Genomic DNA, 17,446 nt, shown 5'->3' with positions numbered 1-17,446 from the left:
AAGGCCTTCTGAGGGGAACCCATGACCATCTCGGCCTTCGGGCTGCGTAAAAACTTCGGCGACAAGGTCGTGCTCGACGGCATCGACCTCGACGTCGCCGAGGGCACGGTCTTCTCGCTGCTCGGCCCGAACGGGGCCGGCAAGACCACCGCCGTGCAGATCCTGTCCACGCTGATCACCGCCGACGCCGGCGAGGTGCGCGTCTGCGGGCACGACCTGCGCACCGACCCGGACGGCGTGCGCTCGGTGATCGGCGTGACCGGCCAGTTCTCGGCGGTGGACGGCCTGCTCACCGGCGAGGAGAACCTGAACCTGATGGCCGACCTGCGCCACCTGCCCCGCCGGGACGGCCGCGCGCTGACCCGGCGGCTGCTGGAGCGGTTCGAGCTGGTGGAGGCGGCGCGCAAGCCCGCGTCCACCTACTCCGGCGGGATGCGCCGGCGGCTGGACCTGGCGATGACCCTGGTCGGCGGACCGCGGGTGATCTTCCTGGACGAGCCGACCACCGGCCTGGACCCGCGCAGCCGGCACGTGCTGTGGGACATCATCCGGGAGTTGGTGGAGCGGGACGGCGTGACGATCTTCCTCACCACCCAGTACCTGGAGGAGGCCGACGAGCTGGCGGACCGGATCGCGGTGCTGGACGGCGGGAAGATCGTCGCGCAGGGCAGTGCGGCCGAGCTGAAGCGGCTGGTGCCGGGCGGTCACGTGAGCCTGCGGTTCCCGGAGGTGTCCACTTTGGACCAGGCCGTGCGGGTGCTGGGCGCGGGCAGCCCCGACCCGGAGGCGTTGACGTTGCAGGTGCCCGGGGACGGCGGGGTCCGGTCGCTGCGCGCCCTGCTGGACCGGCTGGACGCGGCGGCGATCGAGCCGGAGGGGCTGACCGTGCACACGCCCGACCTGGACGACGTGTTCTTCGCCCTGACCTCGCAGGGGAGCCCCCGATGACCGCTTTCGCGGACTCCGTGACCATGCTGCGCCGGGACTTCAAGCACCAGCAGCGGTACCCGGTCATGGCGGTCTCCGGCTTGTTCGTGCCGGTGTTCATGATGTTGTTGTTCGTCTACGTGTTCGGCGGGGCGATGCTGACGACGGTCGGCGAGAGCACGTACGTGAACTACCTGGTGCCCGGCATCCTGGTGATGGCCGTGGGGTCGAGCAGCGCGGGCACGGCGATCAGCATCTGCGTGGACATGAACGAGGGGATCATCGCCCGGTTCCGGACCATGGCCATCGCACGGGTGTCGGTGCTGACCGGGCGGGTGCTCGGGGCGGTGATCCGGACCATGGCCACCGTCGCGCTCGTGATCGGGGTGGCGCTGCTGATCGGGTTCCGGCCGCGGGCGTCGTTCGGGGAGTGGCTGCTGGCGATCGCGGTGCTGCTGATGCTGACGCTGGCGTTGACGTGGCTGGCCGTGGGGGGCGGGTTGGCGTCGAAGAAGCCGGAGGGTGCCAACGGGTTCACGTTGCCGTTGCAGTTCCTGCCGTTCATCAGCAGCGCGTTCCTGCCGACGGAGTCCATGTCGCCGGGGGTGGCGTGGTTCGCCGAGCACCAGCCGTTCACGCCGGTGATCGACACGCTGCGGGGAGTGCTGAACGGGACGCCGATCGGTGACAGCGGGTGGTGGGCGATCGGCTGGTGCACGCTCGCCGCGGTCGGCGGCTACGTGTGGTCGCGCAAGCGCTACAACCGCGACCCGTCCCGCTGACCTGGGGGATGATCGACGCGGGGGCCTCGTGGGGTGCCCCCGCGTCGACGCGCGTCCGGGGTTTGCGTCGACGCGCGTGCGGGGCTTGCGTCGGCGCGCGTGCGGGGCTTGCGTCGGCGCGCGTGAACCCGATCGGCGCGGGCGACTGATAACAGGGCGAACGCCACACGCCCGAAAGGCCACCATGACGACAACCGACGCGGAGATCATCGAACGCTCCCGGCACCAGCCGGAGGCGTTCGCCGAGTTCTTCGACCGGCACGCACCGCACATCCAGCGGTACCTGGCCCGGCGGCTCGGCCGCGAGGTCGCGGACGACCTCGTCGCGGAGACGTTCCTCGCCGCCTTCGACAAGCGCGCACGCTACGACCTCGGCCGTCCCGACGCGAGGCCGTGGCTGTACGGGATCGCCACCAACCTCGTCGGCCAACACCGGCGCGACGAGGTCCGGCGCTTCCGCCTGCGCGAGGCGGGCGCACCGGACGAGGCGGGCCACGCCGACCGCGTCGCCACCAGGGTCACCGCGCAGTCGCTGCGCACACCCCTGGCCGACGCGCTGGCCGGCCTGACCGCCGAGGACCGGGACGTCCTGCTGCTGGTCGCCTGGGAAGAGCTGAGCTACGAGGAGGTCGCGGGAGCGCTGTCCATCCCGGTCGGCACCGTCCGCTCCCGCCTCCACCGAGCCCGCCGCAAGGTCCGTGAGGCGCTCGGAAACCCCACCGCACTAGAGGAGTTGCTGAGCAATGGATGACCTGGCCCTGGTCCGCACCCTGCGCGACGACACCCCGCTGCCCACCCCGGCCGACCTGACCCCGGCCCGAAACCGCCTGCTCACGGCCCTGGCTGAGGCAGCGCCGACCCCCTCGCCCCTCCGCAAGCGGCGCAGGCGCGGGTTCGTGGTGGCCGGCGCGTCCACCCTCACCGCCGCGGCGGCCGTGGCGGCGGTGCTCACCCTCGCGCCCGTGGACGTCGTCACCGGCACCCAACCCCCCGCCGCGAGCGCCGCCGAGGTCCTCACCCACGCCGCCGCCAAGGCCCGCTCGGCGCCGTTCGTCGAGCCGCGCCCCGACCAGTTCGTCTACCACGGCGCGACCAACGGCGACTACAACACCGGGTGGTGGCTGTCCGTGGACGGCACCCACGACGGCGCGGTCGAGGGACCCGACGGCGTCACCCCACTGCCCGGCTGCCGCGACGGCGTCCGCGCGGTCACCAAGGGCGGCGAGTTCCGGCCCGGCGTCACCGAACCGTGCGAACCCGACCCGGCCTACAAGCGCGACCTCCCGACCACCGCCGACGAGATGCTCGCCTATCTCGACGCCAACGCCAGCGGCGGTCCGGGCAACATCAACGCGCGCGGCAAGGACGTCATGGAGCTCGCGGGGTCCCTCCTGAAGCCGGAGAGCAAGGCGGCGCTGTTCGAGGCGGCGGCCCGCGTCGAGGGCCTGGAGGTCGTCCGGGACACGCACGACACCACCGGCCGCCCGGCGGTCGGCATCGAGTGGCCGGCACCCGTCGTCCCAGGTGACAAGCCCCAGAAGACCACGCTGTACTTCGACCCGACCACCTACGAGTTCCTGGGCACCACGTGGGGCCCGGCCGCCGAGCTGTCCATTGTGGACGCGGTCGGCCAGCGCCCCTGACCGGCGACCACGGGGGGCGCGGGACTACCGTGTCCCCCGTGGAGGCGCACGAGGACCCCGAGGACTTCGACCCCGAGAACGAGTACGACCCGGAGAGCGGGTATGACCCGGAGGACGACGACTTCGAGGACGAAGAAGAAGACGACGACGAGGACGAAGACGACCTGTTTGGCGTGACCTCGGACGCCCGTACGATCTGCCACCTGTGCGGCGGAGCGGGCTTCATCGCCCACCCGACCTCGGCCGTGATCGGCGGCGTCCCCCGCACGGTCGACAACGGCCGCGAATGCCCCCATTGCCACGCGGCCCGCAAGTTTCCCGGCCTGGTCCCTCCGCTCTAGCCGAGAGCTGCGCGCTGCGCGCTCTCAAGATCAAAAGCGAAAGCCAAAAGCGAAAAGCGGACGCTCGCCGCTGGGCAGGCCCCCGGGGGGTGGAAGGGCGTCGGTTTCTTTCCCCATCCGGCCTGCCGGAGGCAACCACACTTGGCCCGTTTGAGCAACCGGAAAAGCTGGTTGCACAAACGGGCCAAGCGCGGTTGGGCTGCGCCCAGGCCGGACGGGGAAAGAAACCGAGGCCCTTCCCGTGGGCTTGGCAGCACGGCGTAAGCGTGGCGCCCTTCGGGCGTGCGCGCGGCTGTGGTGCCAGGACGACGCCGTGTCCGTGGGCGGCTGCGGCGCGGCAGGTTTCGTGGGGGTGGTGTGGGCTTGCGGCAGCCGGTGGGTGGGAGGGGTCTGCGGCAGCCGGTGGTGGGAGGAGTCTGCGGCGGGCGGTGGGTGGGAGGGGAGGGAGTCTGGGGTGGTGGTCAGGGCTGGAGCAGGGCCTCGGTCCGTTCCGCTTCGGACTGCTCCGCCGCCGCGAACGCGCGAGGTGACAGCCAGACCCAAGCCACCGCCAGCGCGCCCAGCTGGATCACCGCCGCCATCACCCACACCGCCCGCAACCCGGCCCACGACGCCACCACCCCGCCGGTCAACGCCCCCAGGGGCGTCAACCCCCAGGCCAGGGCCCGGTGTCCGGTCAGCACCCGCCCCAACAGGCCGGACGGCGTGAACCGCTGTCGGCTGGACTGGGAGCACACGTTCCACACCATCACGATCGCCGACGAGCTGAACAGCACGACCGCCACCGCCACCGGCCACGGTGGCAGCACCGCGACCAGCGCGTGGCTCACCACCATGCCGACCTGGGCCGTCCGCATCGACCACGAGTAGCCGAGCCGGTCCACCACCCGGTGCACCACGAACGACACGGCCACCCACCCCATGGCCATCGCGGTCAGCATGAGGCCGTACCCGACCGACCCCAGGCTCAGCACGTCGTGCGCGTACAGCACGAACATCGCCATCACCGCGCTCGACGAGAACGACCCGAGGGCCACCGCGATCGTGATCGACAGCAGCAGTCGCGTCCCGACCAGGTACCGCAGGCCCTCCGCGATGTCCCGCAGCGGGTGCTTGTCGGACGGCACCGCCGGTCGCGACGGGAGGCCCCGGCTCACCAGCAGCGCGACCAGGGCCGCCGCCACCGCCAAGCCCGCCGGCGCGCCGAAGCCCCAGGCCACCAGCAGCCCGGCCACCGGTGGCACGACGAACTGGACCGCGCCCTGGTCGATCAGCATCAGCCGGGTGTTGGCGGCGGCCAAGCGGTCCGGTGGGACCACGTCCGGCACGAGTGCCCCGCTGGCCCCGTCGCCGAGGACCTGCGCCGAGGTCACCACGAACGCCACCACCAACAGCAACGGCAGCCCCAACGCGCCCGTGACGCCGGCGACCGCCAACGCCAACGCTGCCGCGCACTGCACCGCGTACGCCAGTCCGAGCACGGTCGTGCGCCGCGCCCGGTCGATCAGCACGCCCGCGAACAGCGAGAACAGCAGCCACGGCGACTGGCCCACCACCTGCACCAACGACACCTCGCGCGGATCTGTCGTGATCGACACCGCCGCCAGCGGCAGCGCCGTCCGCATCAACCCCTCCGCCACCGAACCGGACACCGCGACGGCTTGGAGCCGCACCCACCCCCTGGACATGCGATCACCCTGCCAACGCGGGTGGCGGGCGCCGAACGTTTTAGTGTCAGATGAACCGTGCCCTTCAGGTTCGCCGTGTCGCCGTTGTGGGAGACCGTGGCGGCGCTGCGCGTCCTGGCCGCGCCCGGTCCGGCCCACCAGCGCTGGACCGCCTGGGCACGACCCCGGCTGGCCGCGCTCGGACCCGACCCGACCCTGTTGACGACGCTGGTCACGCGGCCGGTCGTGCCCGAGTTCCTGATCCCCACGCCCGGTGCCCGCTCGATGGACATGGACACCGAGCTGCACTTCCTGCCCCGCGTCGCCAAGCCCGCCCGGGTCGCCGCCGCGCTGCCCGACGACCCTCGCCTGCGCCCCCTCCTGGACGACCACGCCACCGCGCTGACCGCCGTCCTCGACCGGCTCCGGCAGGTCCACGACGCGGTCATCGCCCCGGTCTGGCCCCGGCTGGAAGGGGTGCTCCAGAGCGACATCGAGCGCCGTGCGCGGCGGCTGGTGGACCAGGGCACGCCGACCGTGCTGGCCGAGCTGCACCCGGACGTGGCGCCGGACCCGGACGGGGTGCGGGTGTCGGGACGGCGGATCGTGGCCGGTGAGCGGGACCTGGTGCTGGTGCCCTCGGCGTTCACCTGGCCGGACGTCTACCTGCGGGACAGCCCGGTGCGGCTGGCCCTGTGCTACCCGGCGCACGGGTTCGGCTCGCTGTGGGAGACCCGAAGAGGTGTCGGCGACGCCCTCGCCCGCCTGGTCGGGCCGACCCGCGCGCGGATGCTGCACGAGCTGGACCGGCCGTCCACGGTGTCGGAGCTGGCGGCGCGGCTGGGCATCACGGTCGGCGCGGCGTCCCAGCACCTGGCCGTGCTGCGGGCCGCCGGGCTGGCGGTGAGCAGCCGGGACGGGCGCAAGGTCGTCTCGCTGCGCACGGACCTCGGTCAGGCGCTGGTGGAGGGCGAAATACGATAGGGGCGTGGGGGTCGTCCTGTCCGAAGCCGAGTGGACCGCGCGCCGTGATGCGCACGCGGCCCGGGTTCGCGCGTGGACGGGGCCGCACCACGAGCGCAAGGCCCGGGGCGAGAAGCACCCCGTGCTGGACTTCCTGTTCTCGTACTACTCGCACCGGCCGTCCCGGCTGGAGCGCTGGCACCCCGGTCCCGGCGTGGTGCTCGAAGGGGACGCCGCTCGTCACTACCTGCGCTGGCCGCTCTACAAGGAGACTCCCGAAGGGGTGACGCTGGACGTCGAGGCGTTCGCTCGCGAGCGCCGGTCGACCATCGGGTTCACGCACCGGCTCCTCACCGCCACCGCGTCGCGCCCGCCCCGGCTGGGCTGCTTCGGCTTGCACGAGTGGGCGATGGTGTACCGGGCCGACCGGGTGCGGCACGAGGCGTGGCCGCTGCGGCTGGGCGGCGAGGGCACCGACCGGGTGGTCGAGACGCACAAGATCCAGTGCAGCCACTTCGACGCCTTCCGGTTCTTCACGCCCGAAGCGCGCCCGCTCAACGTGGTGCAGCCCACGCGGGAGAAGCAGGTCCTGCTGGAGCAGCCGGGCTGCCTGCACGTGTCGATGGACCTGTTCAAGTGGAGCTACAAGCTCGACCCGGCGACCCCGTCGGACCTGATGGCCGACTGCTTCGAGCTCGCCCTCCAGGTCCGCGAGCTGGACATGCGAGCCAGCCCGTACGACCTGGGAGAACTGGGTTACCAGCCGATCGCCGTGGAGACCGCCGAGGGCCGCGCGGAGTACGTCCGGCGGCAGAGCGCGTTCGTGGAGGCGGCGGCGCCGCTGCGGGCCGCGCTGATCGACCTCACGGAGACGTTCCTCGACGCCGCCGTAACGGCGTCATAACTCCACGTCACTTCACCCGTTCCGCAGACTTCACCTGTTAGCGTGACGCCGGTCGGGATTCGCCATACCGGAAGTCGGACGTTCGAGAGGGAAAGACGATGTCTCGACACCGCGCGCTGCGGACGAAGGTGCGGCGCGGGATCGCCAAGTGGCCGGTCGCCATCGTCGGCGTCGTCGTGCTGCTGCTCCTCGGGTACTTCGCGTGGACGTGGGTCGCCGGGATCGTCGACCGCCGCGCCGCCGCCGTCGCCGGCGACTGCCGCGAGGGTGACGCCGTGCTGCGCGTGGCCGCCGCGCCCAGCGTCGCCGAGGCGGTCCGCGAGGTCGCGCGGGCGTGGGCCAAGCAGCGCCCGGTCGTCTACGACCACTGCATCCGCCCCGAGGTGCAGGCGATCGACTCCGAACTGGTCCTCGAGGGCCTCACCCAGGGCTGGGACGAGGGCAAGCTCAACGCCAAGCCGCACGCCTGGGTCACCGACTCGACGCTGTGGGCCAACCGGCTGGCCGCGCAGGACCGGGCGCTGATCGGCGCGCAGCCGCAGTCCATCGCGGCCAGCCCGGTGCTGCTCGCGCTGCCCCAGGACGCGGCCTCGGCGGTGCAGTCCGGCGCCGGGTTCCGGTGGACCGACCTGCCCGACATCACCGCGGCGGCGGGCGGCTGGCAGCGGTTCGGCAAGCCCGAGTGGGGCGACTTCAAGGTCGCCATGCCCGACCCGGCGGCCAACGCCGCCACCGCGATGGCGGTCCAGTCCGCGCTGGCCGGCGCGTCCCCGGACGGCAAGGGTCCCGTGACCACCGACATGCTCGCGCTGGACCCGGTGAAGGCCACGCTGGGCAAGCTGACCGCGTCCAAGCCCGCGCAGACGCCCGCGAGCACGTGGGAGGCGCTGTCGCTGCTGGCCGACAAGCCCGAGGTGAACGCGGCCGGGTTCTCGGCGGTGCCGGTGTTCGAGGTCGACCTGTACCGGTACAACACCGGCAAGGACAGCGGCACGCCGCCGTTGCAGCCGCTGTACGGGGTGGCGGCGGGCGGGCCGTCGCCGGTCGCGGACTACCCGTTCGTGCCGCTCGCGGGCGACTGGGTCGGCGAGGCGCAGGTGCGCGCGGCGCAGGCGTTCCGCGAGTTCCTGCTCGAACCCGACCAGCAGAAGCTGCTCGCGGCGGCGGGCCTGCGGGTGGACGCGACCACCGAGCGGCCCAAGCCGTCGCCGGGCATCCGCTGGCCGACCATGACCGACAAGCTCGTCCCCGCCGACGCCAACACCACCCAGCAGATCTCGGCCGCGTGGGCGACCGCCGACAACGGCCAGGTGGTGACCGTGCTGGTGGACTCGTCCAAGTCGATGGGCGAACCCGGCGGCGACGGCCGCTCCCGCATCGAGTGGGTGCGCTCGGCGCTGTCCGGGCAGATCAACCGGTCGGTGTCGGGGTCGCTGGGGCTGTGGGAGTTCTCCAGCGAGCTGGCTGGGGGCAAGCCGTACCGGCAGCTCGTCGCGCCCGGCCCGGTGGTGGCGCGCAAGCAGCAGCTGCTCGACGGGGTCGCGGGGCTCAAGCCGCAGAACGCCACGTTCCTGTACTCCAGCCTGGCCGCGCTCTACAAGCAGGCCGTCACCGACTTCCAGGCGGGCAAGAAGAACCGGATCATCGTGCTCACCGACAGCCCCAACGACGGCGGCCTGACGCTGGCGCAGCTCAAGACCGAGCTGGCGGCGGCGAAGCAGGAGGGCCGCGAGGTGGCGGTGTCGATCATCGCGATCGGCCCGGACCCGGAACGGCAGCCGCTGTCGGAGATCGCGCGGTCCACCGGCGGGACGCTGTCCGTGGTCGAGGACGGGCGCGGGGTGGACGCGGCGCTGGGTCAGCTGCTGTCGGACTCGCGGTAGAGCCGGGCGGTCGCCTCCAGCCGGGCTTTGACGCGTTCGCGCAGTTCGGGTGGTGCCACGACCTCCGCTTCCGGGCCGAGGCGCAGGAGGTCCACCAGGGCGTGGTCCAGGGATTCGGTCGGGATCTCGACGGTCGTCCACTCCCCTCGGGGCTCGACGTCCTCGAGCGCCCTCGACGCGGCGAGGCTGAGCAGGACACGTGCTGTGCGCAGGCCTAGCGCGGTGACCCTGACCGTGACCCTCTCCGGGTACATCCGCTCTTCGAACTTCCGCGACCAGTCGGCCCAGAAGGTGGCGAGGTCGAAGTCCGCGGGCCGCGCGAAGTCTTCGTCGGTCGGTTGGAGGGCTTCGACGCGGGCGACCCGGTAGGTGCGCGGCTGCCCGTCGGACTCGGCCACCAGGTACCAGAGGCCCGCTTTGAGCACGAGCCCCAGCGGCCCGACCGTCCGCTCCACGACTTCGTCGCCCCACCGGCGATAGCTGATCCTCAGCCGTTTCGGGTTCCACACCGCGTCCGCGATGCCGGCGAGGAACGGCATGTCCTCGGCCTGCCGGAACCACCCGCCGGCGTCGAGGTGGAACCTCTCCCTGATCCGCCCCGCCCGCGACCGCAACTCCGGCGGCAGTGCGGCCAACACCTTGAGCTGAGCGGCGGCGACCACCGTGCCCAGCCCCAGTTCGGCCGCCGGCCCCGGCATCCCGGCGAAGAACAACGACTCCGCCTCCGCGCCGGTCAGCCCGGTGAGGCGGGTGCGGTAGCCGTCGAGGAGCTGGTAACCGCCGGCGGGTCCGCGGTCGGCGTAGACCGGTACGCCGGCGGCGCTCAGGGCTTCGACGTCCCGGTAGACCGTGCGAACGGAGACCTCCAGCTCGTCGGCCAGTTCCTGCGCGGTCATCCGTCCTCGGGACTGGAGGAGCAGGAGCAGGGAGAGCAGACGGCCGGCGCGCATGGGTGCATTTTGCCCCGGGAACCTGACACAGGTTGTCAGCTTCTACCGGCAGAGTGCCTCTCATGAGCACCGCGAACGGCAATGCCGAGATGAAGAGCTGGGAAGAGCACACGTGGGACGGCAAGCGCTACGACGAGGTCACCGGCCCGAAGCAGACCACGGGCTCGATGACCGTCGCCTACACCGGTGACCTGGAGGGGACCGGCGAGCAACGGTTCCTCATGGACTACCCGGACGACTCGTCGTGCCGGTCGGTGGGGATCGAGGTGGTGACCGGGACCCTGGGCGGCCGGTCGGGGACGTTCGTGCTGGAGCACAGCGGCGGGTTCCGCGACGGGGTGGCGCGGGGGACGTTCACCGTGGTGTCGGCTTCCGGCGAGCTGGCGGGGCTGACCGGATCGGGGACGATCACGTGGCAGATGGGCGAGCCCGGCGGGTACGCGTTCGACTACGAGTTGGCGTGAACGGCCGACGGCCCCGCGCGGTGAGCACGGGGCCGTCGGTCGGGTGAGCGGTCAGTTGTTGTAGGCCGACAGGGGCGGGCAGGAGCAGACCAGGTTGCGGTCGCCCTTGGCGCCGTCGATGCGGCGGACCGGGGGCCAGATCTTCGGGGCGCCCACGCCCGCCGGGAAGACGGCCACCTCGCGGCTGTACGGGTGGGTCCACTCGCCGGTGGTCACGCTGGCCGCCGTGTGCGGGGCGTTGCGCAGCGGGTTGTCGTCGGCGGGCCACTCGCCGGCGCCCACGCGGTCGATCTCGCCCTTGATCGCGATCATCGCGTCGATGAAGCGGTCGATCTCCGCCAGGTCCTCGCTCTCGGTCGGCTCGACCATGAGCGTGCCGGCCACCGGGAACGACATGGTGGGCGCGTGGATGCCGTAGTCCGCCAGGCGCTTGGCCACGTCGTCCACGGTCACGCCGGTCGCCTTGGTGATCGGGCGCAGGTCGAGGATGCACTCGTGGGCCACGAAACCGCCCTCGCCGGTGTAGAGCACCGGGAAGTGCTCGTCCAGCCGCCGGGCCACGTAGTTCGCCGCCGCCACCGCCGTCAGGGTCGCGCGGCGCAGGCCGTCCGCGCCCATCATGCGCACGTACGCCCACGAGATCGGCAGGATCGACGCCGAACCCCACGGGGCTGCGGAGATCGGGCCGACACCGGTCTCGGGACCGGCGGTGGGCTGGAGCGGGTGGTTGGGCAGGAACGGGGCCAGGTGGGAGCGCACGCCGATCGGGCCGACACCCGGGCCGCCGCCGCCGTGCGGGATGCAGAAGGTCTTGTGCAGGTTCAGGTGCGAGACGTCCGAACCGAACTTCCCGTACTGCGCGAGGCCGATGAGGGCGTTGAGGTTCGCGCCGTCCACGTACACCTGGCCGCCGGCGTCGTGCACCAGCGCGCACACCTCGCGCACGGTGTCCTCGTACACGCCGTGGGTCGACGGGTAGGTGATCATGATGGCCGCGAGGTCGTCGCGGTGCTCGTCGACCGTGGCGCGCAGGTGGTCCATGTCGATGTTGCCCTGGTCGTCGCACTTCACGACCACGACCCGCATCCCGGCCATGACCGCGGAGGCGGCGTTGGTGCCGTGCGCGGAGGACGGGATCAGGCAGACGTCCCGCTCGGCGTGGCCCTGCGCGCGGTGGTAGGCGCGGATCGCCAGCAGGCCGGCGAACTCGCCCTGGCTGCCCGCGTTGGGCTGGATGGACACGGCGTCGTAGCCGGTCACCTCGGCCAGCCAGTGCTCCAGGTCCTGGACGATCGACAGCAGGCCCTCGGCGTCCTCGACGGGCGCGAACGGGTGCAGGTTCGCGAACTCCGGCCAGGTCACCGGCTCCATCTCGGCGGTGGCGTTGAGCTTCATCGTGCACGAGCCGAGCGGGATCATGCTGCGGTCCAGCGCCACGTCCTTGTCCGACAGCTTGCGCAGGTAGCGCAGCATCGCGGTCTCGGAGCGGTGCTGGTGGAACACCGGGTGGGTCAGGTAGTCGCTGGTGCGGCGCAGGTCGGCGGGGATCGCGTCGGCGGTGTCGACGTCCAGGCCGTCCACGTCGGCGACGGTCACGCCGAACGCCTTCCACACCTTCTCCAGGTCGCCCCGGGTGGTGGTCTCGTCGCACGCGATGGAGACCGTGTCGGCGTCCACCTGCCACAGGTTCACGCCCAGGTCCCGCGCGGTGGCGACGACCTCGGCCGCGCGGCCCTCGACGCGGGCCTGCACGGTGTCGAAGAACTCGCCGTGCACGACCTCCACGCCGTTCTCGCACAGGCCCGCCGCGAGCACGGTGGCCAGGCGGTGGGTGCGGGTCGCGATGGCGCGCAGGCCTTCGGGGCCGTGGTAGACCGCGTACATCGACGCCATCACGGCCAGCAGGACCTGCGCGGTGCAGATGTTGCTGGTCGCCTTCTCGCGGCGGATGTGCTGCTCACGGGTCTGCAGCGCGAGCCGGTAGGCCAGGTTGCCGTCCGCGTCCACGGACACGCCCACCAGGCGGCCGGGCAACTGGCGCTCCAGGCCCTGGCGCACGGCCATGTACCCGGCGTGCGGGCCGCCGAAGCCGATCGGCACACCGAAGCGCTGGGTGGTGCCGACGACGACGTCCGCGCCGATCTCGCCCGGCGGGCGCAGCAGCGTCAGGGCCAGCAGGTCGGCGGCGAACACGGCCTGTGCGCCGGCCGCGTGGATCTCCTCCACCAGGGCGGCGTAGTCGCGCACGACCCCGGACGCGCCCGGGTAGGACAGCAGCACGCCGAAGAAGTCGCCGCCCAGGCCCAGCCCTTCGAGGCCCTGCGACAGGTCGGCGGTGACGATTTCGATGCCCAACGGCTCGGCGCGGGTCTCGATGACGGCCAGCGTCTGCGGCAGCGTGTCGGCGTCCACGACGAACTTGGTGGACTTGCTGCGACCCGCGCGGCGGACCAGGGTCATCGCCTCGGCGGCGGCGGTGGACTCGTCCAGCATGGACGCGTTGGCCAGCGGCAGGCCGGTCAGGTCGCCGACCATGGTCTGGAAGTTCAGGAGGGCTTCGAGGCGGCCCTGGGAGATCTCGGGCTGGTAGGGCGTGTAGGCCGTGTACCAGGCGGGGCTCTCCAGGACGTTGCGGCGGATCACCGGCGGGGTGTGGGTGCCGTAGTAGCCCATGCCGATCATCTGGGTGAGCGGCTTGTTGCGGGCGGCCAGGGCGCGCAGCTCGGCCAGCGCCTCGGTCTCGGTGGCGGGCGCGGGCAGGTCCAGCACCAGTTCGCGCTCCCGGATCGACTCCGGCACGGCGCGCTGCGCCAGTTCCTCCAGGGAGCCGACGCCGATGACGTCCAGGATGCGGGCCAGCTCGGCCGGCCGCGGGCCGACGTGCCGGTCGGCGAAGGGGGTGCCGTGCTCAAGGGCGGCGAGGGGGATGCGGTCCTGCGTCATATAAGGCGCCTTTCGCGGGCTACGGACACACTTCTGCCGTTGCCCTCCCCCTCTGTCTTCTGCCCGTTTTCTCGGGCGCCTGAGAGCTTCACCCGGCGTGACCGGGCTTGCACCGTCGGCGGGGTCGGGTGGTGCTCGACCCGCTTTCCAGAGGCGTCTCACCCGCGCGGTCCTTGCGCCTGAGAGGTTCCGGGGAGGATTTGCTCCTTCGGCGCCGAGACTGGCTCGGACTCTCCCGCACGGGATAAAGCGACTACGCGCGAATCGTACCCGGCGGGTGAACGTCTTCCGTCACGGACGCGACGCGGATCTCACAGGTTTACGCCGCCGTCATGGCGGGTAACACCCCGCTCGTGCGCCCCGTCCCCGCCCACGCGTCAGCCGATGGCGCGCGTCCGCCTGCGGCGGGACAGCTCGTCGTTGGGCGCCTCGTCGACCGCGAGCCCGTCGGCGCGTTCGGCCGGGAACTCGTGGATCGTGCCGCTGATCTCCCGCATGGCCCCGCTGACCGCGATGCCGAACACGCCCTGGCCGCCCTGCAGCAGGTCCACGACCTCCTCGGGCGAGGTGCACTCGTAGACCGTGGTGCCGTCGCTGAACAGCGTGATGCGGGCGAGGTCCTGGACGCCGCGGCGGCGCAGGTGGTCGACCGCGACGCGGATGTTCTGGAGGCTGACCCCGGTGTCCAGCAGCCGCTTGACGACCTTGAGGACCAGGATGTCCTTGAACGAGTAGAGCCGCTGGCTACCGGAGCCGTGGGCACTCCTTATCGTCGGGTTGACCAGTCCGGTGCGGGCCCAGTAGTCGAGCTGGCGGTAGGTGATCCCCGCGATCTGGCACGCGGCCGGGCCGCGGTACCCGACGAGTTCGTCCGGCAGCGAGGAGTCCGGGAACAGCTCACCCTGTTCGCCGGTTCCGGCCCGGATGGGCGCTTCCTCGACCACGCCTGCCTCCCCTCGGTCCGGCCACGACTGGCCGGCGACCAACGTGAAGCCGCCGCGGTGCTCGAATCACACCGTGGCAATTCACCTGAGTTCGACGGTAAGACCGCCTAGGGGGCAGGTCAACGCGACGCGCTGAGCGTGTCGTGCCTCAACGTCAAGTTGAGGTTGAGAGAGTCGGCCGTCGTAAGCCATTCGGGTGACGTTTAGTGATCGTTTAGCGGACAGGTGCTGACGTTGTGTAATCCGGAGGAGTGACACCGGGGGGTGGCACGCGGGGCAGATCCACAACGCACCGCACACACCCACGAGGGGCCCGCTCCGACTCGCGGCGGGACGCCGGCTCCTCGTGGGCCATCCCGACCCCGGTTGCGCACCGCTTCCCCACGCGCTCCCGCCTGGACTGTCGGTGGCCGGTGCGATCATGGAACCGGGGGCCGGAGGCCAAGCCCAGGCGGCACCCCAGCGCGGGGTAAGGCGGGAAGCGCGGCTCGATTCGGCAGGGCGGCTCGGCGGGCAGGGCGGCGGCACAGCGCGGCAGGCGGAGCGGCGGCACAGCGGGTGGCACAGCGCGGCGCGGCGGGGCAGCCCGGCTCGGCAGGGCAGAGCGGCTCGGCAGGGCAGAGCGGCGGGTGGCACAGCGGGGCGGCGGCGGCGCGCCAGTCAGGCAGCTCGGCTCAGCGGCGCCGGCGGCGGACTGAAAGCGCAGAGCAGGCCCGGAGCGGCGGGCGCTCCGGGCCTGGTCGGCACGAATCCGGACGGGGCCGGGCGAGGGTCGAGCGAAGGTCGATCAGGTGTCCGCGCCGCGGAAGTCCTCCGGCGAGACCGAGTCCAGGAACTCGCGGAACTTCTCGACCTCGTCCTCCTGCTCGTCCGGGATGATCAACCCGGCCTCGGCGAGCACGGACTCCTCCGCGTGGATCGGCACGCCGATCCGCAGCGCCAGCGCCACCGAGTCGCTCGGCCGCGCGGACACCCGCACGTCGCCGTCGAACACGAGTTCCGCGAAGTACGTGCCCTCCTGCAGGTCGGTGATCCGGACCTGTTCCAACTGCCTGCCCAACGCTCCGATGACGTCCTTCAGCAGGTCGTGCGTCAACGGCCGGGCGGGCCGGACGCCCTGCTGCTCCAGCGCGATCGCGGTCGCCTCCACCGAGCCGATCCAGATCGGCAGGTAGCGCTCGCCCTCGGTTTCGCGCAGCAGCAGGATCGGCTGGTTGGCGGGCAACTCCACCCGCACGCCCACGACGCGCATCTCGCTCATCGGGTCTCGCCTCCCTCAGCGCGCTGAAATCCTGGCGTCCCCGCTACCACGAGGATCCCCCACGTACCCCTTCGACGCTACCCGCCAAGCGGGCCTTGTGCGCAACCGCGCCGAAAATGCCGATCACGATGCGGAAACGGCTCTACCTGGGCGGAACGCGTCCGCCGATGGCCTCACGGAGGCCGATTTTCACCAAGAGTGTGTGCAGCGTTACGGAGAGCGCCGCCAACTCGCGGGCCACTTCGTCGGCTCGGCCCCGCCTGGGCCCCACGACCTGCTCCACCAGCGCCACCTCGCGGTCCGCGGCCGTGCGGAACAGGCGCAGGTGACGGGGTTCCAGGCCGTACTGGGCGAGCGCGCGGACGGTGGCCGCCACCTGGAGGGCGTCGTGGTCGTAGGCGCCCGGCCGGATCAGGCCGTGCTGCTCCAGCTCGACCAGGCCCGCCGCGTCCAGGCCGGACCGCGCCAGCAGCTCCTCGCGGCTCATCCGGTGCCCGCCGGTGGGCGCGAAGTCGTCGGCGCGCACGTCCGGGTCGGCCGCGTCCAGCTGTTCCTTGATGACCTTCAGCGGCAGGTAGCGGTCGCGCTGGGCCGCCAGCACGTACCGCAGCCGCTCGACGTCGGCGGCGGTGAACTGGCGGTAGCCCGCGGCGGTGCGGGCCGGGCGGACCAGGCCTTCCGACTCCAGGAAACGGATCTTGGAGATCGTGACGTCGGGGAACTCCGTCCGGAGTTGCGCGAGCACCGCTCCGATGCTCGACCCCCCGCGCTGTGGCCGCCCGGCCGCCGCCGTCACCGCGCCCCCTGACCCCCGGTGCCCGGACCGGTCAGGAACACGAGGCGGAACTTGCCGATCTGCACCTCGTCGCCGTTGGCGAGCACCGCCTGGTCGACGGGCTCGCGGTTGACGTAGGTGCCGTTGAGGCTGCCCACGTCGATCACCACGAACTCGCCGCCCTCCCGGCGGAACTCGGCGTGCCGGCGCGAGACCGTCACGTCGTCGAGGAAGATGTCGCTGTCCGGGTGCCGTCCCGCGCTGGTCGTGTCGCGGTCGAGCAGGAACCGGGAACCCGCGTTCGGGCCGCGCTTGACCACCAGCAGGGCCGACCCGGCGGGCAGTGCGTCGACGCCGGCGACGGCCGGCTCCTGGGCGGGCGCCTCGGCGCCCTCGACCTCGGCGAGGAAGTCCGCCCGGAACACGGAGGTCCGCTCCGGGGACTGCTCGGGCGGAACGCCTGGCCCGTCGTTCGTGCTCACCTGAGCTCTCCTCCTGCTGCTGGAACCGTCTCGTCCTTCAGAACCTATCGTGCCCGAACCCTGCTCGGAGGAGCGGCTCCCCCACCGACCGAAGAGCCGCCGGAAGATCGACGTCACCCCTGCTCCGCAATCTCCTGGTACGCCGCCGCGTCGAGGAGGTCGTCCACCGCGGTCGGGTCGGTCAGGCGCAGCTCGACGATCCAGCCCTCGCCGTAGGGGTCGGAGTTGACCAGGTCGGGCTGCTGGTCCAGCGAGTCGTTGCGCGCGACGACCTCGCCCGCCAGGGGCGCGTAGATGTCGGAGACGCTCTTGGTGGACTCCACCTCGCCGAGCGTCTGACCGGCGCCGACCTGCTCGCCCAGTTCCGGGAGCTGGACGAACACGACCTCGCCGAGCTGCTCCTGGGCGTAGTCGGTGATGCCCACGCGCACGGTGTCCTCACCGGTGCGCAGCACCCACTCATGTTCCTCGGTGTACTTGAGCTCCTCGGGAATCACCGCGGTGCGCTCCTTCATGA

The 17,446-nt window shown here is 72.0% G+C and carries 17 protein-coding genes and 1 riboswitch; of the genes, 9 read left to right on the top strand and 8 right to left on the bottom strand.

The features are described 5' to 3' along the window. The first annotated feature begins 21 nt into the window (after positions 1 to 21). From DFJ66_RS34470 to DFJ66_RS34450, 5 genes are all read left to right on the top strand, one after another. Positions 22 to 948 carry an ATP-binding cassette domain-containing protein gene (locus DFJ66_RS34470; protein ID WP_121227587.1) on the top strand — a complete coding sequence of 309 codons (927 nt, stop codon included), beginning with the start codon at positions 22 to 24 and terminating at the stop codon, positions 946 to 948. Beyond that, a complete protein-coding gene (locus DFJ66_RS34465) occupies positions 945 to 1,709 on the top strand; it encodes an ABC transporter permease (protein ID WP_121227585.1) in 765 nt (254 codons plus the stop codon). Before DFJ66_RS34470 ends, DFJ66_RS34465 begins: the two co-directional genes overlap by 4 nt. 184 nt (positions 1,710 to 1,893) lie before the next feature. After that, a complete protein-coding gene (locus DFJ66_RS34460) occupies positions 1,894 to 2,460 on the top strand; it encodes an RNA polymerase sigma factor (RefSeq protein WP_121227583.1) in 567 nt (188 codons plus the stop codon). Further along, positions 2,453 to 3,352, top strand: a complete 900-nt coding sequence (locus tag DFJ66_RS34455; protein ID WP_121227581.1) for a CU044_5270 family protein — start codon at positions 2,453 to 2,455, stop codon at positions 3,350 to 3,352. The genes DFJ66_RS34460 and DFJ66_RS34455 overlap by 8 nt, the downstream gene beginning before the upstream one ends. 38 nt (positions 3,353 to 3,390) lie before the next feature. Then, complete coding sequence (locus DFJ66_RS34450; RefSeq protein WP_121227579.1) at positions 3,391 to 3,693, top strand: hypothetical protein; 303 nt, start codon at positions 3,391 to 3,393, stop codon at positions 3,691 to 3,693. Between the two features lie 461 nt (positions 3,694 to 4,154). Here DFJ66_RS34450 and DFJ66_RS34445 read toward each other — a convergent pair whose 3' ends face one another. Further along, positions 4,155 to 5,381, bottom strand: coding sequence for an MFS transporter (locus DFJ66_RS34445; protein WP_121227577.1), 1,227 nt, complete (start codon positions 5,379 to 5,381; stop codon positions 4,155 to 4,157). A 57-nt stretch (positions 5,382 to 5,438) separates the two neighbouring features. On the opposite strand from DFJ66_RS34445, the gene DFJ66_RS34440 reads away from it, so the two are divergent. From DFJ66_RS34440 to DFJ66_RS34430, 3 genes are all read left to right on the top strand, one after another. Next, on the top strand, positions 5,439 to 6,344 hold the full coding sequence (locus DFJ66_RS34440) for an ArsR/SmtB family transcription factor (protein WP_121227575.1): 906 nt from the start codon (positions 5,439 to 5,441) through the stop codon (positions 6,342 to 6,344). 4 nt (positions 6,345 to 6,348) lie between these two features. Continuing rightward, entirely contained in the window at positions 6,349 to 7,227 is an 879-nt protein-coding gene (locus DFJ66_RS34435; RefSeq protein WP_121227572.1) for a 3-methyladenine DNA glycosylase, read from the top strand. Positions 7,228 to 7,325: 98 nt separating this feature from the next. Then, positions 7,326 to 9,110, top strand: coding sequence for a substrate-binding domain-containing protein (locus DFJ66_RS34430; protein ID WP_121227570.1), 1,785 nt, complete (start codon positions 7,326 to 7,328; stop codon positions 9,108 to 9,110). On the opposite strand, the gene DFJ66_RS34425 is transcribed toward DFJ66_RS34430, so the two are convergent. Then, complete coding sequence (locus tag DFJ66_RS34425; protein ID WP_121227568.1) at positions 9,086 to 10,060, bottom strand: helix-turn-helix transcriptional regulator; 975 nt, start codon at positions 10,058 to 10,060, stop codon at positions 9,086 to 9,088. The two genes, DFJ66_RS34430 and DFJ66_RS34425, sit on opposite strands and share 25 nt — an antisense overlap. 62 nt (positions 10,061 to 10,122) lie before the next feature. On the opposite strand from DFJ66_RS34425, the gene DFJ66_RS34420 reads away from it, so the two are divergent. Continuing rightward, positions 10,123 to 10,524: a DUF3224 domain-containing protein gene (locus tag DFJ66_RS34420; RefSeq protein ID WP_121227566.1), complete on the top strand. Its 402-nt coding sequence runs from the start codon at positions 10,123 to 10,125 to the stop codon at positions 10,522 to 10,524. A gap of 51 nt (positions 10,525 to 10,575) precedes the next feature. Here the strand turns inward: DFJ66_RS34420 and gcvP are convergent, their stop codons facing one another. The 6 genes from gcvP to gcvH form a co-directional block, all read right to left on the bottom strand. Further along, positions 10,576 to 13,467, bottom strand: a complete 2,892-nt coding sequence (gene gcvP, locus DFJ66_RS34415) for an aminomethyl-transferring glycine dehydrogenase (protein ID WP_121227564.1) — start codon at positions 13,465 to 13,467, stop codon at positions 10,576 to 10,578. A 157-nt stretch (positions 13,468 to 13,624) separates the two neighbouring features. Beyond that, positions 13,625 to 13,715: riboswitch (glycine riboswitch) on the bottom strand. A 129-nt stretch (positions 13,716 to 13,844) separates the two neighbouring features. Continuing rightward, positions 13,845 to 14,411 carry a MerR family transcriptional regulator gene (locus DFJ66_RS34410; RefSeq protein ID WP_121227562.1) on the bottom strand — a complete coding sequence of 189 codons (567 nt, stop codon included), beginning with the start codon at positions 14,409 to 14,411 and terminating at the stop codon, positions 13,845 to 13,847. Positions 14,412 to 15,198: 787 nt separating this feature from the next. Continuing rightward, on the bottom strand, positions 15,199 to 15,672 hold the full coding sequence (locus DFJ66_RS34405) for a bifunctional nuclease family protein (protein ID WP_033427967.1): 474 nt from the start codon (positions 15,670 to 15,672) through the stop codon (positions 15,199 to 15,201). A 142-nt stretch (positions 15,673 to 15,814) separates the two neighbouring features. Beyond that, positions 15,815 to 16,468 (bottom strand): transcriptional regulator FtsR, encoded by a 654-nt coding sequence (ftsR, locus tag DFJ66_RS34400; protein ID WP_211351406.1) that lies wholly within the window; start codon positions 16,466 to 16,468, stop codon positions 15,815 to 15,817. Further along, complete coding sequence (gene garA, locus DFJ66_RS34395) at positions 16,465 to 16,929, bottom strand: glycogen accumulation regulator GarA (protein WP_121227558.1); 465 nt, start codon at positions 16,927 to 16,929, stop codon at positions 16,465 to 16,467. The genes ftsR and garA overlap by 4 nt, the downstream gene beginning before the upstream one ends. Positions 16,930 to 17,042: 113 nt before the next feature. After that, a complete protein-coding gene (gcvH, locus tag DFJ66_RS34390) occupies positions 17,043 to 17,444 on the bottom strand; it encodes a glycine cleavage system protein GcvH (RefSeq protein ID WP_170199834.1) in 402 nt (133 codons plus the stop codon). Between the last annotated feature and the right edge of the window lie 2 nt (positions 17,445 to 17,446).

This window comes from Saccharothrix variisporea (assembly GCF_003634995.1).
Classification (GTDB): Bacteria; Actinomycetota; Actinomycetes; order Mycobacteriales; family Pseudonocardiaceae; genus Actinosynnema; species Actinosynnema variisporeum.
Note: the sequence above shows the minus strand (reverse complement) of the source record. Positions and strands in the feature narration are given on the sequence as shown.

Bases quoted from the DNA above. Each gene is read 5' to 3' on its own strand.
- gcvP (WP_121227564.1), bottom strand. From the start codon at position 13,467: ATGACGCAGGACCGCATCCCCCTCGCCGCCCTTGAGCACGGCACCCCC.
- gcvH (WP_170199834.1), bottom strand. From the start codon at position 17,444: ATGAAGGAGCGCACCGCGGTGATTCCCGAGGAGCTCAAGTACACCGAG.
- DFJ66_RS34420 (WP_121227566.1), top strand. From the start codon at position 10,123: ATGAGCACCGCGAACGGCAATGCCGAGATGAAGAGCTGGGAAGAGCAC.
- DFJ66_RS34425 (WP_121227568.1), bottom strand. From the start codon at position 10,060: ATGCGCGCCGGCCGTCTGCTCTCCCTGCTCCTGCTCCTCCAGTCCCGA.
- DFJ66_RS34470 (WP_121227587.1), top strand. From the start codon at position 22: ATGACCATCTCGGCCTTCGGGCTGCGTAAAAACTTCGGCGACAAGGTC.
- DFJ66_RS34455 (WP_121227581.1), top strand. From the start codon at position 2,453: ATGGATGACCTGGCCCTGGTCCGCACCCTGCGCGACGACACCCCGCTG.
- DFJ66_RS34465 (WP_121227585.1), top strand. From the start codon at position 945: ATGACCGCTTTCGCGGACTCCGTGACCATGCTGCGCCGGGACTTCAAG.
- DFJ66_RS34405 (WP_033427967.1), bottom strand. From the start codon at position 15,672: ATGAGCGAGATGCGCGTCGTGGGCGTGCGGGTGGAGTTGCCCGCCAAC.
- DFJ66_RS34460 (WP_121227583.1), top strand. From the start codon at position 1,894: ATGACGACAACCGACGCGGAGATCATCGAACGCTCCCGGCACCAGCCG.
- DFJ66_RS34445 (WP_121227577.1), bottom strand. From the start codon at position 5,381: ATGTCCAGGGGGTGGGTGCGGCTCCAAGCCGTCGCGGTGTCCGGTTCG.
- DFJ66_RS34430 (WP_121227570.1), top strand. From the start codon at position 7,326: ATGTCTCGACACCGCGCGCTGCGGACGAAGGTGCGGCGCGGGATCGCC.